General features: G+C 72.8%; 11 protein-coding genes. 5 read left to right on the top strand and 6 right to left on the bottom strand.

Going from position 1 to position 13,267, the window contains the following annotated elements; all coding sequences use genetic code 11:
- A partial coding sequence (locus TA90_RS00245; protein ID WP_043534030.1) for an ABC transporter ATP-binding protein/permease occupies positions 1 to 1,621 on the bottom strand: 1,621 nt, incomplete at its 3' end.
- A gap of 148 nt (positions 1,622 to 1,769) precedes the next feature.
- On the opposite strand from TA90_RS00245, the gene TA90_RS00240 reads away from it, so the two are divergent.
- The 4 genes from TA90_RS00240 (at position 1,770) to TA90_RS00225 (ending at position 5,351) form a co-directional block, all read left to right on the top strand.
- The gene (locus TA90_RS00240; RefSeq protein WP_052450306.1) at positions 1,770 to 2,852 is read left to right on the top strand and encodes a tocopherol cyclase family protein; all 1,083 of its coding nucleotides are present in this window, start codon (positions 1,770 to 1,772) and stop codon (positions 2,850 to 2,852) included.
- Between the two features lie 158 nt (positions 2,853 to 3,010).
- Positions 3,011 to 3,553 carry a winged helix-turn-helix transcriptional regulator gene (locus TA90_RS13515; RefSeq protein ID WP_197067804.1) on the top strand — a complete coding sequence of 181 codons (543 nt, stop codon included), beginning with the start codon at positions 3,011 to 3,013 and terminating at the stop codon, positions 3,551 to 3,553.
- Positions 3,550 to 4,650, top strand: coding sequence for an LLM class flavin-dependent oxidoreductase (locus TA90_RS00230; protein ID WP_197067803.1), 1,101 nt, complete (start codon positions 3,550 to 3,552; stop codon positions 4,648 to 4,650). The genes TA90_RS13515 and TA90_RS00230 overlap by 4 nt, the downstream gene beginning before the upstream one ends.
- Positions 4,647 to 5,351, top strand: coding sequence for an NAD(P)H-dependent oxidoreductase (locus tag TA90_RS00225; protein ID WP_074015195.1), 705 nt, complete (start codon positions 4,647 to 4,649; stop codon positions 5,349 to 5,351). Before TA90_RS00230 ends, TA90_RS00225 begins: the two co-directional genes overlap by 4 nt.
- 157 nt (positions 5,352 to 5,508) lie before the next feature.
- Here TA90_RS00225 and TA90_RS00220 read toward each other — a convergent pair whose 3' ends face one another.
- A complete protein-coding gene (locus tag TA90_RS00220; RefSeq protein ID WP_043534020.1) occupies positions 5,509 to 6,657 on the bottom strand; it encodes a branched-chain amino acid aminotransferase in 1,149 nt (382 codons plus the stop codon).
- Positions 6,658 to 6,902: 245 nt separating this feature from the next.
- On the opposite strand from TA90_RS00220, the gene TA90_RS12945 reads away from it, so the two are divergent.
- Positions 6,903 to 7,511 carry an arsenate reductase/protein-tyrosine-phosphatase family protein gene (locus TA90_RS12945; RefSeq protein ID WP_052450304.1) on the top strand — a complete coding sequence of 203 codons (609 nt, stop codon included), beginning with the start codon at positions 6,903 to 6,905 and terminating at the stop codon, positions 7,509 to 7,511.
- On the opposite strand, the gene TA90_RS00210 is transcribed toward TA90_RS12945, so the two are convergent.
- From TA90_RS00210 to TA90_RS00195, 4 genes are all read right to left on the bottom strand, one after another.
- Positions 7,459 to 9,147 carry an aromatic amino acid lyase gene (locus TA90_RS00210; protein ID WP_052450303.1) on the bottom strand — a complete coding sequence of 563 codons (1,689 nt, stop codon included), beginning with the start codon at positions 9,145 to 9,147 and terminating at the stop codon, positions 7,459 to 7,461. The two genes, TA90_RS12945 and TA90_RS00210, sit on opposite strands and share 53 nt — an antisense overlap.
- A gap of 45 nt (positions 9,148 to 9,192) precedes the next feature.
- Complete coding sequence (locus tag TA90_RS00205) at positions 9,193 to 11,265, bottom strand: urocanate hydratase (protein ID WP_082031155.1); 2,073 nt, start codon at positions 11,263 to 11,265, stop codon at positions 9,193 to 9,195.
- Between the two features lie 11 nt (positions 11,266 to 11,276).
- Entirely contained in the window at positions 11,277 to 12,506 is a 1,230-nt protein-coding gene (gene hutI, locus TA90_RS00200) for an imidazolonepropionase (protein ID WP_052450302.1), read from the bottom strand.
- Positions 12,503 to 13,267 (bottom strand): amidohydrolase family protein (locus TA90_RS00195; protein WP_043534019.1); only part of this gene is annotated, 765 nt, incomplete at its 5' end. The genes TA90_RS00195 and hutI, both read right to left, overlap by 4 nt.

Raw genomic sequence — 13,267 nt, 5'->3', positions numbered from 1 at the left:
CGCGCAGCTCCGCGCGTGCGGGGGCGTCCTCGATGGTGGCGGCGCGGTGGGAGATCGTCAGGGTCGTGCGCCCGACCGTCGCCTCCCGCACGGCGGCGAGGACGGCCCGCTCGGAGCCGAGGTCCACGTGGGCGGTGGGTTCGTCGAGGACCAGCACCGGCGCGTCCTTGAGGAGCGCCCGGGCGATGGAGACACGCTGCGCCTCCCCTCCCGAGAGCCCCAGGCCCCGCTCCCCCACGGGTGTGTCCAGTCCGGCCGACAGGCGGTCCAGGAGGTCACCGAGGTGGGCGCGCCGCAGGGCGTCGAGCAGGCGCTGGTCATCGGCGGAGGGATCGGCCAGGAGGAGGTTGTCGCGGAGGGTGCCGGTGAACAGGTAGGTGTGCTGCGCGACGGTGCCGACCTGCGCGCGCGTCCACTCCAGGGGGACCTCGCGCAGGTCGTGGCCCCCGATCAGCACCCGCCCGGAGTCGGGACGCAGGTCGGCCTGGACGAGGGCGGCGATGGTGGTCTTGCCCGCCCCGGAGGCACCGGTGAGCACCAGGTGCTCACCGGCCTCGAGGTCGAGGTCCACGCCGTCCAGCACGGGTGTCGTGCCGTCGTAGCTGAAGTGCACGTCCTCCAGGCGCACGGATTCACCGGCGCCGCCCACGGCGTCCCGATCCGTCGGGTGAGACCCATCGCCCGGCCAGTGCACGCCGGGGGCGTCGACGACGTCGGGCACCTCCGGGCAGAACGCGCGGATCTCCTTCCCGGCCGCGATCCCTCCCATCCCGATGTAGAAGAACTGCCCGATGCGGTCCAGGGGGTCGAGCATCAGGGAGGACATCAGGACCAAGGCGATGCCCTGTCCCGGCGTGATCGCCCCGTCGCGGATCCGCCACAGGGCCAGGACCACGGCGGCGGTGACCATGGCCAGGGAGAAGACGGCGTCGACCACCAGGAGCACGAGCTGGTTGCCGGCGAGGAGCCGCATGACGCTGCGGCGCACGTCCTCGCTCGCCCGCGCCAGGCGGCGCCCCATGGAGCTCCCGGCGTTGAGGAGTGCCAGGGTCGACAGGCCCTGGATGGCGTCCAGTTCCTGCGCCGCGAGCGCCCGGGAGGAGGCGCGGTACCGCCCGGAGACGCTCCGGAAGGCCATCTGGAAGGACCCGATGCACAGGGGGACCAGGGGGATGGAGATGGCGAGCAGGCCTGCACTGAGGGGGTCGACGGCGATCGCGACGATGACGAGGACGAGGGCGGGTGTGGCCAGTGAGGCGATCATCGGGGCGATGAACGTCGCCCGGTACCCGGCTGCGCGCTCGACCCCGTCGGTGGCGGTGGACACGATGCGGCCGGTGCGTTCCCGGGTGCGCTCAGACGCGCCCAGGGCGAAGACCTGTCGCAGCACGCGGTGCCGCAGCTCCCTCTCCTGGGGAGCGAGCCCCCTCCCGGAGAGGAGGGAGGCCCCCCACGCGCACACCCCGGAGGCGACCACCCCGAGGAGGGCGATCCCGAGTTCCACGCCCCCGAGTCCCCGGCCGGCGATGATGCGGTCCACCCCGCGTCCGACGCAGAGCATGACCAGCGCCAGTCCGAGGACCGATCCCCATGACAGCACGATGACCGGAAGCCTCTTCATGCGGTCCCATCCTCGTCCGGCGAACATCAGGCCCACCCTACGTCCCGCTCCGGGGAGGGTCGAGGACGAGGGCGACGCGGCTGCCACGGGGGAGGATGCACGCCCCAACGCCGGGCGCCGGGCACCGCCCCGTGCGAGGATCGCGGACATGGCACCTCCCACGCGCCGTGTGCACGAGCCGACCGCACCTGCCCGTACGTCGGCCTATCGGTCCTCGGGCGCCGACCTCCCCTTCGGGCACCCCGAGCGGGCCCACGGCGTCGCCATGGAGGGCTACTACTGGCGCGTGACGGACCCGCGGTCCGGGCGTGTCCTCATCGCCCTCATCGGGGTCCAGACCGACGCGACGGGTCGGTGGGCGCTGGTGGGAGTGGGGAACTCCGACGGCTTCTGGCGCGAGATGATCCTGCCCGTGGCCAGCGCCCGGCCCGACGGACTCGGTGCCCGTGCCGCAGGGCCCGGAACACGCGCCGCGGGGCCTGGGACACGCGTCGCAGGGACGGGGGCGACCTTCCTCGGCACGGACCGACGTCTGGTGGTCGACCTGGGCGAGGATGCCCGTCTCGACCTCCGTCTCGACCGTCCCACGCGCTGGCCGGCCCGACGACCCTTCGGTGGGTCGAGCTGGTTCCAGTCGCTGCCCGGCCTCAACCAGTACTGGCATCCCTGGCTCCTCGGTGGGCGTGCCTCGGGAACTGCCGAGATGGGCGGACAGCGTCGGGAACTCCAAGGTGCCCAGCTCTACGGGGAGAAGAACTGGGGGAAGGCGGGGTTCCCCGACTCCTGGTGGTGGGGGCAGGCCCAGGGCTTCGCCGACCCGTCGGCCTGCGTGGCATTCGCCGGGGGTGAGGTGGTGGCGGGTCCGCTGCACACCGAGGTCACCGCACTCGTGGTGCGCCTGCCCGACGGCCGCGTGCTGCGTCTGGGCAACCCCGTGACCTCACCCGTGCGGGCGGAGGTCGATGACGAGCACTGGCACCTGCGTGGCCGTTCACGCGGCTGGGCGGTCACGGTCGACGCACATGCACCGCTGGGCGATGCCCATGTCCTCCCCGTCCCGTTGGTCGGGCAGCGTCGCGCCGTCCCCGGTGCCATCGAGCACCTCAGTGGGGACCTGCGGGTGCGGGTCACCCGCTGGGGCGAGGAGGTGTGGGAGGACCGGTCCACCCTGGCCGGCCTGGAGCACGGCGGCCTGTCCCGCGCCGCGGCCCTGGCGGCCTCGCGCAGGTGAACCGACGCCGGTCAGGGCCCCGTCACCGTCACCCACGCGCCGCAACCACACCCTCCCCGGCTCCCCCACCACCAGCTCCTCCACCGCCTCACTGCCATTGCGCGGATCACACCCATCCCTGTTGTGGACACTCTCATTTCGGTAGATACTCACCTTTTGTGAGTACAGAAGAGTCGACGCACCCCTCCCGGCCGCCCGCAGGGGATGCGGGCAGCGCCTGTCCCTCCTTCGTGGCGGCGATGGACGTCGTCGGCCGCCGCTGGAGCGGTCGCGTGGTCCAGGCACTGGGGGCCGGCTGCCAGGGGTTCGCGGAGATCGCCCGCCATGTGGGAGGCGTCTCGGACCAGGTCCTGGCCCGCCGCCTCCGCGAGCTCGAGTCCGACGGGCTCGTCAGCCGTTCCGTCACCGACGGGCATCCCCCACTGGTCCGGTACCGGCTGACGGAGGTCGGAGGCGCACTGCTCCCCGTCCTGGACGCCCTCACGGACTGGGGCCACCAACTCCTCGAGTCCACGGGAGAAGGCGGCAAACCGCAGGAGGAACCCCTCGGTGGGCGCGAGATCCTCCCCGCGTGGGCCCGGGGCGGCCTCACCACCGGAGGGACGCCGGGCGCCGCACGACCACCCGAGCCGGACCCCGTCGCCCCGGTGGGGGCACGCAGCACGAACGACCAGTCACTTCGGACGGAGCAGGATTCATGATGGAGATCGGAGTCCTCACATTCGGTGAGGTCACCACGGACCCGGCCACTGGGCGGGCGCCCAGCACCCGCCAGCGTGTCGCGGAGACCCTGGAGCAGGCGAGGGTGGCGGACCAGGTGGGCCTGGACGTCTTCGGCATCGGGGAGCACCACCGCGGGGACTTCATCGCCTCCGCCCCCCAGGTGCTCCTGGCCGCAGCGGCCACGACCACCGAACGCATCCGCCTGACCAGCGCCGTCACGGTCCTGTCCAGCGATGACCCCGTGCGCGTCTACGAGCAGTTCGCCACCCTGGACCAGGTCTCCGGGGGACGCGCGGAGGTGATGGCGGGACGCGGCTCCTACACGGAGTCCTTCCCCCTGTTCGGGTACTCCCTGGAGGACTACGACACCCTCTTCGAGGAGAAGCTCGACCTCCTCCTGCGGATCCGCTCCACCAACCCGATCTCCTGGTCCGGCACTACCCGACCTGCCCTGGACCGTGCCGACATCGCTCCTCGCGCCCTCCAGGACCCCCTGCCCGTGTGGCGGGCGGTGGGTGGGTCACCCGCCTCCGCCGTCCACGCTGGACGGGCGGGCATCCCGATGGTCATCGCCTTCCTGGTGGGTCCACTGGGCGCCCAGGAGGTCATGTCCCAGTACTACCGGGCCGCCGCCGAGCAGGCGGGCGTGCCCCAGGACCAGCTGCGCGTGGGCGCCAGCGTGCACGGCTTCGTGGGGCGCACCAGTCAGTCCGCCCGGGACACCATGTACCCCCACTTCTCGCGCGGCATGCGTGAGAACAACCACCAGCGCGGTGTCGGGTTCGACATCCCGCGCCGGGCCTTCGACGCCCAGGCGGGGCCCGGGGGCATGCCGGTGGTGGGCTCACCCCAGGAGGTCATCGACAAGGTCATGCGCTACCACGAGGTCTACGGCATCGACCGCATCATGTTCCAGATGGGCTTCGGTGGAGTCCCCCAGCGCGACCACCTGGAGGCCATCGAGCTGCTGGGAACCGAGGTCGCGCCCGTCCTGCGTCGCGAGTTCGGTGCGGGTCCCGCAGCACCGTCCGGCGGTGCGACCGCCCTCGCGGACACCGGGGAGGCCACCCGATGAGCGACGTGGAGCAGCTCCCGGGCGGAGGCGTCCTCGGCGCGGGAGAGGACACGGGCACCCACACGGAGCACCTCGAGGTCGTGGTCCTCAACGGATCCCCCTCGGGGAGGTCCAGGACGGCCTCACTGGCACAGCTCGCCGCTGACGAGGCGGCACAGCGCTTCCCCACCCACGTCACCCACGTCGACGTGTACCGGATCGGGACCGACCTGACCTCCGCCACCGGACGCGAGGAGGTGGGCCCCGCTGCCGAGGCGGCGTTGCGAGCCGTCGAGGCGGCTGACCTGCTGGTGGTGGCCGTGCCCGTGTTCCGGGGTTCCTACCCGGGGATCTTCAAGCACTTCGTGGACCTCCTGGACCAGTACGGCGTGGCGGGCACCCCGACGCTGCTCATGGCCACGGGCGGATCCGACCGTCATTCCCTCATGGTCGACCAGGAGCTGCGCCCCCTCTTCGCGTTCCTCCAGGCCTTCGTGGCGCCGGCCGGCATCTTCGTCAGCTCAGCCGCGTTCGACGGGACGGCCATCCTGGACCCGCGCGTCTACACGCGGGTCCAGGTCGCCCTCGACGACCTCGACCCCCTGCTCCGGGTCCGCCTGGCCCACCGGGCGCGCCCGACGGGAACAGGACCGACCGGGCCCGCCCGACCGACCGCGGACGGGCCGGCGGACGGCACCGAGCAGGCCGAACAGGTCGGGTAGTCCCCCGCCACCGCTGACGGCCGGGGACGCGGAGGGGCGCGGTCTCCGGGATCACGCGCCCTCCATCCCCTGCCCACCGACCCCGTGTGCCGGACACGGAGGGGGCCCGGAGCCGTGTGGCTCCGGGCCCCTCACCGCTCCCCCGACGCAGATGGCCTCAGAGGATGCGGTAGGTCCAACCGAAGGGATCGGGGACGCGCCCCATCTGGATGTCGGTCAGGTCGTGGTAGGCCTTCTCGGTGACGGGCCCGGTGGGCACCTGCACGTCGAAGTCGTCCCCGGCGAGGCGGCCGATGGGGGTCACGACCGCGGCCGTGCCGCAGGCGAAGACCTCGGCGACGTCGCCGGACCGGATGCCCTCGACCAGTTCGTCCAGGGCGATGGGTTCCTCACGGACCTCAGTGCCCTGGGAGCGCAGCATGCGGCAGATCGCGGAGCGGGTGCCGCCCTCGAGGATGACGCCGGTCAGCTCGGGGGTGCGCACGGTCCCGTCGGCCATGACGACGAAGACGTTCATGCCGCCGAGTTCCTCGAGGTACTTCTCCTGGTAGGTGTCGAGGAAGCACACCTGGGAGAAACCGCGCTCGGCGGCCTCCATCTGGGGCAGGAGCGAGGCAGCGTAGTTGCCGCCGGCCTTCGCGGTACCGGTCCCGCCGGGGCCGGCCCGGTGGTAGCCCTTGACGACCCAGATGGACACCGGCTCGAAGCCGCCCTTGAAGTAGGGACCCGAGGGGGAGCCGATGACGTAGTAGTCGATCTCGTGGGCGGCGTGCACGCCGAGGAAGTCCTCCGAGGCGAACATGAAGGGCCGCAGGTACAGGCTCGACCCGGGCCTGTCCGGCACCCACTTGGCGTCGGCCCGCACGTAGTCGACCAGGGAGGCGACGAAGTCCTCACGGTCGATCGCGGGCAGGGACATGCGCCAGGCCGAGTGGTCGATGCGGGCGGCGTTGTAGCCGGGACGGAACGTCCAGATGGACCCGTCCGCGTGCCGGTAGGCCTTGATGCCCTCGAACACCGACTGGGAGTAGTGGAGCACCGCAGCGGCGGGCGTCAGCTCCAGCGGCCCGTAGGGGACGACCGCGCGGTCGTGCCAGCCCTGGTCCGGCGTCCACCGCATGTGGGCCATGTGGTCGGTGAAGGCACGCCCGAAGGTGAGGTCCTCCATGATGGCGTCGTACTCGGCATCGGAGGCGGGGCTCGGGTTGGCGTGCAGCGGGAACCGCCCGGCCAGCTCGTCGGCTACAGGGATGACGACGTCACCTGCTGCTTCGAGCGCGGTGGGGACGTGTGTCTGGGTTGCCATCCGGGGCCTCCTCTTCTGGACGTGATGTCGCGCACCAGCCTAGGGAATCCGCACCATTTCGCGGGTCCGGGTCCGTCATGTGACCTGACTCCGGAGCCCGGGAGGGCTCGCGGAGGCGCCCTCGTCGGCACTGCGCCCAGAACCCGGGACCTGGGTCCCACCCGATCGCGGCTCGCGTCCGGGCACTGTCCACGCGCGACTCCGATGCACGAAGATGGAGGTCCGGACGTGGGAGGGAGGCAGCGATGACCCAGGCGCCGTCGTGGCTGAGGAGGTCGGAGCTGGCACCTCCCCCGGACGAGGGCGGGGCGGACACCGGCTTCTCGGTGCTCTTCGTGTGCACCGGGAACATCTGCCGCTCGGCGTTCGCCGAGATCTACCTGCGCGACCGGTTGGGCCCCTCCAGCCCCGTCACGGTCTCCTCCGCCGGCATCATGGCGGTGGCCGGCCATGACCTGGAGGACGAGATGGCGGCCCGCGCGCAGTTCCTCGGCCTCCCCCGCACCGGGCACGTGGCACGCCAGCTGAACGGACGCATCCTGGCGGGGGCGGACCTGGTGGTCGTCTTCGAGGAGCACCACCTCACCTGGGTCCTCGAGGAGCGCCCCGAGACGCTCCTGCGCACGGTGTCCCTGGGCCAGGCAGCGGCCGCCGCCACGGCTCTCGGGCCGGAGGGGACGCTCCCCTGGACCGAACTCGCGCCGCGCATCCACGCCCTGCGGCCCTCCCCCCTGCCCGAGGACTGGATCCCCGATCCCTACGGCCGTGGCCCCGAGGCGGCGTCCGCCGTCGCCGGGCGCATCACCCACGACATCGACACCCTCCTGGCCCACGTCGCGCCCCCGCAGGGCTGAGCAGGGCTGAGCGGCGCTGGAGGAGGTCTGGTCCACACCCACCCGGGCGACGCTCACCGTGCCGACGACGCTCACCGTGTCGGCAGCGCGCACCGCGTCCTGGCGTGCACTCTGCGGGTGGCCACACCCGGCCGGGGACCCTCACGGTGCCGTCGGCTCCGATGGCGCCGAGGGGACGGCCACCCGTCGCATCGTCCGCCCCAGTGCCGTGACCAGGGCCCGGGCCGTGTCGACATCCTCCTGGAGGTCCCGGTCGCGGGTGTCCTCCCCGAGGGTATCGCCGACCGCGAACAGGTCCCCGACCGGGCCCTCGTGCCCACTCCCGCCCCTCAGTCGCAGCGCGCACGGCCTCCAGGAACTCGCAGGCGACGAGGACCTCCATGCCCTCCACCGCGCGGGTGAGCCCCCGGAGCATCTCCCCCACGAAGGAGGCGTCCTCCTCCATGCCCTGGGAGATGACGACGGAGTGGGAGGCCAGGTCGGTGACCGACCCCAGCACCATGGCCGCCCCGGATCCGGCGACGTACTCGAGGATGATCGTGCCCGAGGCGCCTGCCTCGTCGGTGGAGAGGAAACCGGGCAGCCCGGAGTGGACCGGGTCGTTGAGCATGCGGATCCGGGACATCGTGAGCGTGGTCGTCTGGGCCAGGGCCCGGCAGGTCGAGGACAGCTCCTGGGCGAGGGCGGCCTGGAGGAACACCCCGTGGTGGAGGACCCCCTCCGGCGTGAACAGTGGGTTCTCCTGGGCGGTCGAGCACAGGGCCAGGGCCTGGTCGCGCAGGCGCGCCACTGCCCGCAGCGCCACGGACTGGGAGGGCACGTAGGCCCGGAAGCCGTAGGAGTCCTGGACGGCGTGGGGGTCCCACCGGACTCCCCGCAGCGCGCCGCGCAGGCGGTGGGCCAGCTCCTGGGCCTCGGGCACGGCCACGGCACGGGCCGCCGCCGGCGCCAGCGGGGAGGTGTTGGCCCGCAGGGCCGTGCAGCTGAGGACGAAGGCCCCCTCCGCGGCGTCCAGCACCTCCTCCAGACGCGCCACCTGCAGCAGCGTCCCGGCCAGGGTGAGGGCGGAGGAACTCATCAGGGGCAGCGCGGAGTCGGAGGAGATTGCGCCGATCGGATCCAGGGGTGCGGTGGCCGGCCGCTCCCCCGCCAGGGTGAGCCCGACGGTGGCCAGGGCCGACAGGTCCGCCGTGCCCACCCCGGAGTCGACCCGCACGAGGGGCAGGGCCCCGGTGTCAAGCATGGTGACCATCCCGGCCACGACGGCCGGGTCGATACCCGATCCCGCCCGGCACAGCTGGTTGATGCGGATGGCGAGCATGGCGCGCGTGGTGCGAGCGTCGGCCACGGGGCCCGTGCCCGCGGCGTGGCTGCGAAGCAGGCGCATGCCCTGGCGCCATTCGTCGGCCGCCACCGCCACGGCCTTGTTGGCTCCCACCCCGGTTGACTGGCCGTACACGCCGCCCCGGGCCCGGATCTCCCGCGCGCGGGTGTGGGCGTCCGCGAGCGCCGCCATGACCGGTCCGGGCACGGCCACCGCCGCCCCGTCCGCGATGCGCACCAGGTCCGCCAGCTCCAGGTCGCCCCGGTCGGCGTCACCGCCCAGCTCGACCACCGCGTCCGCCCTCGTCACCATCGGTCCCTCCCCTTCCGCTCCGTGTCCTCCACCGCCCGCCCCACCTCAGCCGAGCACCCGGTCGACGCTGGACTCGATGAGCCCGGGGTCAGCCAGGCAGGGCTCCGTGATGGCGGCGCTGTCGCCGTGGCGCCGGTTGAAGTCGGCCACGACCTCCATGGCATGGGGGTTGCGCGCCCACGACCTCCTGGCCACCCCGCCCATGACGTCCCACAGGAGGGAGGAGCGGATGACGGCGTCCACCCGCTCCGACCCGTCCAGGACCAGCCCGAAGCCACCGTTGATGGACTTGCCGATGCCCACGCCCCCGCCGTTGTGCAGGGCCACCAGGCTCATGCCGCGCGCGGCGTTGCCGGCGAAGCACTGCACCGCCATGTCGGCCATGACGTTGGAGCCGTCGCGGATGTTGGCGGTCTCGCGGAACGGGGAGTCCGTGCCGGAGACGTCGTGGTGGTCGCGGCCGAGCATGACGGGACCGATCACGCCCTCGCGGACGAGTTCGTTGAAGCGCAGGGCGATGCGGCAGCGTCCCTCCATGTCCTGGTAGAGGATGCGGGCCTTGGTGCCCACCACGAGGTAGGCGTCCTCGGCGTCGCGGATCCAGTTGTAGTTGTCGCGGTCCTGGGAGCGCCGGTCCGGGTCGATGCTCTCCATGGCCGCGCGGTCCGTGGCGCGCAGGTCCTCCTCGGACCCGGACAGGCACACCCACCGGAAGGGGCCGTAGCCGTAGTCGAAGAGGTGGGGGCCCATGATGTCCTCCACGTAGGAGGGCAGGGTGAACCCGTCCTTGTCGTCGGTGCCGTTGCGGGACAGGTCGCTCACCCCGGCGTCGAAGCAGGCCTTGAGGAAGGAGTTTCCGTAGTCGAAGAAGTAGGTCCCGCGGTCGGCGAGCTCGCGCACGAGACCCGCATGGGTGCGCAGGGACTCGTCGACGAGCTTGGCGAAGAGGCTCGGGTCCTCCCCCAGCAGGGCCGTGCGCTCCTCGAAGGTGATGCCCTGGGGGCAGTAGCCGCCGTAGTGGGCGTCGTGGCAGGAGGACTGGTCGGAGAGCAGGTCGATGGGGATGTCGTGGTCCACCGCGTACTGGAGGAGGTCCACGACATTGCCCTGGTACGCGATGGACAGCGCCCTGCGCGCCCCGAGGGCCTCCTCGGCCAGGGCGAAGGCCTCCGGGATGCCCACCGCCACCCGGTCGACCCACCCCTGGGAGTGGCGGGTCGCGATCCGGGAGGGGTCGACCTCCGCGATGACCGACACGCCCCCCGCCAGGGTCATGGCCTTGGGTTGGGCGCCGCTCATGCCGCCCAGCCCGGAGGAGACGAAGAGCCGGCCCGCCAGGTCCTGGTCCTCGGGGATGCCCAGGTACTGGCGTCCGGCGTTGAGGAGGGTGTTGTAGGTGCCGTGCACGATGCCCTGGGGCCCGATGTACATCCACCCGCCCGCCGTCATCTGCCCGTAGTTGGCGACCCCCATCTCCTCGGCGATCTCCCAGTCCTCGTGGTTGTCGAAGAGGCCGACCATGAGGCCGTTGGTGATGATGACGCGCGGGGCGTCGGGGCGGGAGGGGAAGAGTCCCACGGGGTGCCCGGAGGCGACGACGAGGGTCTGGTCGCGGGTCATGACCTTCAGGTAGGAGGTGATGAGGCGGTACTGCATCCAGTCGTGGCACACGGACCCGGTCTCCCCGTAGGTGACCAGCTCATAGGGGTACAGGGCGACGTCGACGTCGAGGTTGTTGTCGATCATCACCTGGAAGGCGCGGCCCTCCAGGCAGCGGCCCTCGTAGTCGTCCACGGGGCGCCCGTGCAGGGGCTCGGCGGGCCGGAAGCGGTAGCCGTAGATGCGCCCGTAGCGGGTGAGCTCGTCGAGGAACTCGGGGGCGAGCTGCTCGTGCAGGGAGGGATCGACGTAGCGCAGGGCGTTGGCCAGGGCCACGCGGGTCTGGGCGCGGGTGAGGCGGAAGCCGCGCGAGGGGGCGCGGCGCACCGTGGGGTCCATGGGTGGCACGGGCGGCAATTCGCTGATCGGTGGCACCCGGAAGGGCTGGGCGCCCGCCGTCGCCGTGGCGGCGTCCACGTCCCCGTGGTCCGCCTCGTGCAAGGTCCTCGTGCTGGTCATCTCGCTCATCCTCACCATTCGGGTCGCTGGGACAGGTACGTGTCGTCGGGGCCGCCCGGGGGGCCGGTCCGGGTCTCCAGGGCCCGCACCAGGGGCACACCCACCCGGTACGGGACGTGGAGGAAGGTCGGGGCGTCCACCACCGCCAGGTCGGCGCGCGCCCCGGGGCGCAGCACCCCGACGTCGTCGCGTCGCAGGGCGGCCGCTCCCCCGGCGGTGGCCGCCCACAGGGCCTCCTGGGGGGTCATCCCCATGTCGCGCACCGCGATCGACATCGCCAGTGGCATGGAGGAGGAGGCGTTGGTGCCCGGGTTGCAGTCGCTGGCCAGGGCCACGGTGATGCCGCGGTCCAGGAGTCGGCGCGCATCGGGGTAGGGCTGGCGGGTGGAGAACTCGACGAGGGGCAGCAGGGTGACCACCGGGCCGTCCCCGTGCGCGGCCTCCGCCAGGAGGTCGACGTCCCCCTCCCCCAGGTGGGTGGTGTGGTCCAGGCTCGCCGCGCCGACCTCCACGGCCAGGCGGGGGCCGGGGCCCTGGCGCAGCTGGGCGCCGTGGACGCGTGGTCGCAGTCCGCGGGCGGCACCGGCCTCGAGGACGGCGCGCGCCTCCTCGGCGTCCAGGGCGGTGGGTGAGGCGGGTTCGCAGAAGGCGTCCACCCACTTCGCGTGGGGCAGGCAGGCCTCCAGCATCTCCCCGCAGACGAGGTCGACGTAGGCCGCGCGCCGCGTGCGGTACTCCGGGGCGATGACGTGTCCGCCGAGGAAGGTCGTCTCCGTCGTGGCCTCGCGGGCCAGACGCAGCAGGCGCGCCTCCTGGTCGACGTCGAGTCCGTAGCCACCCTTGACCTCGACGGTGGTGGTGCCCTGGGAGCGCAGTTCCGCCAGCCGCGCCGCCAGTCCCCGTCGCAGGCGGGTGTCGTCGGCCAGGCGGGTGGCGTGCACGGTGCGGTCGATGCCCCCGCCGGTGTAGGGCTCCCCCGACATCCGCGCGGCGAACTCGTGGCTGCGCTCACCGTCGAAGACGAGGTGGGTGTGGGAGTCGACGAACCCGGGGAGCACCGCGCGCCCGTGCACGTCGATGCCGCGGTCGCAGGCGGGGGCGGCGTCGGCGGGGCCGACCCAGGTGATCCTCCCGTCCTCGCAGACCAGCGCCGCGTCGTGGAGGATGCCCAGCACTCCCCGTCCGAGGGCGGGATCGTTGGTGACGAGTTCGGCGATGCCGGTGACCAGTGTGCTGCTCATGGGGTGCTCCTCAGTGCCGCGATGCAGCGGGCCAGCGTGGGGGCGGCCTCCACCCCGACGTGGCGTCCGGCCCCCACCACGCGTCGTCCCCCCACCCACACGTCGGTGACGTCGTGGGCCCCGGCCTGGAGGGGGATGCGGTCGGGCCGGACCCCGGCCACGGCGGCGGAGGCGGTGGAGACGTGGACGAGGTCGGCGAGCGCACCCTCCCGGATGCGTCCCGACTCCGGCCACCCCAGGCAGGCGTGCCCGTCCGCGGTCAGGGCGTCGACGAGGGCGACCGGGGCGAAGTTCTCGCGGGTGCCGCGGGCGAGGCGCTGGTCCATCTCGAGTCGGCGCATCTCGGCGAAGGGGTCGGTGAGGACGTTCTGGTCCGATCCCAGGGCGAGGGGCGCGCCGGAGTCGGCGAGTTCCACGGCCGGGCCGATCCCGTCGGCGAGGTCGGCCTCGGTGGAGGGGCACAGGCAGCAGGTGACGCGGTGGGCGCCGAGCACGGCGATGTCGCTGGCCTCCAGGTGGGTGGCGTGCACGGCGGTGGCGTGCGCCTCCCAGGCCCCGGTTCCGTCGAGGACGGCTGTGGGGGTGGCCCCCAGGGCCTCCAGGCACGCCTCGTTCTCGGCGACCTGCTCGGAGAGGTGCACGTGCAGGGGCGCACCCCGGTCACGTGCCCAGGAGGCGACGATCGCCATGTCCCGGGGTGGGACGGCGCGCACGGAGTGGATGGCCGCTCCGATGCGGACGCCTGGACCGGTGCGGACGCC

It is taken from the genome of Actinomyces polynesiensis, from assembly GCF_000820725.1.
GTDB classification, from domain to species: domain Bacteria; phylum Actinomycetota; class Actinomycetes; order Actinomycetales; family Actinomycetaceae; genus Pauljensenia; species Pauljensenia polynesiensis.
The sequence above is the reverse complement of the archived record's forward strand: the minus strand, read 5'-3'. Positions and strand labels throughout refer to the sequence as shown.

What these genes read in the sequence shown, in the direction of transcription:
- TA90_RS00240 (WP_052450306.1), top strand. Translation starts at nt 1,770, where the DNA reads ATGGCACCTCCCACGCGCCGTGTGCACGAGCCGACCGCACCTGCCCGT.
- TA90_RS00230 (WP_197067803.1), top strand. Translation starts at nt 3,550, where the DNA reads ATGATGGAGATCGGAGTCCTCACATTCGGTGAGGTCACCACGGACCCG.
- TA90_RS00225 (WP_074015195.1), top strand. Translation starts at nt 4,647, where the DNA reads ATGAGCGACGTGGAGCAGCTCCCGGGCGGAGGCGTCCTCGGCGCGGGA.
- TA90_RS00220 (WP_043534020.1), bottom strand. Translation starts at nt 6,657, where the DNA reads ATGGCAACCCAGACACACGTCCCCACCGCGCTCGAAGCAGCAGGTGAC.
- TA90_RS12945 (WP_052450304.1), top strand. Translation starts at nt 6,903, where the DNA reads ATGACCCAGGCGCCGTCGTGGCTGAGGAGGTCGGAGCTGGCACCTCCC.
- TA90_RS00210 (WP_052450303.1), bottom strand. Translation starts at nt 9,147, where the DNA reads ATGGTGACGAGGGCGGACGCGGTGGTCGAGCTGGGCGGTGACGCCGAC.
- TA90_RS00205 (WP_082031155.1), bottom strand. Translation starts at nt 11,265, where the DNA reads ATGACCAGCACGAGGACCTTGCACGAGGCGGACCACGGGGACGTGGAC.
- hutI (WP_052450302.1), bottom strand. Translation starts at nt 12,506, where the DNA reads ATGAGCAGCACACTGGTCACCGGCATCGCCGAACTCGTCACCAACGAT.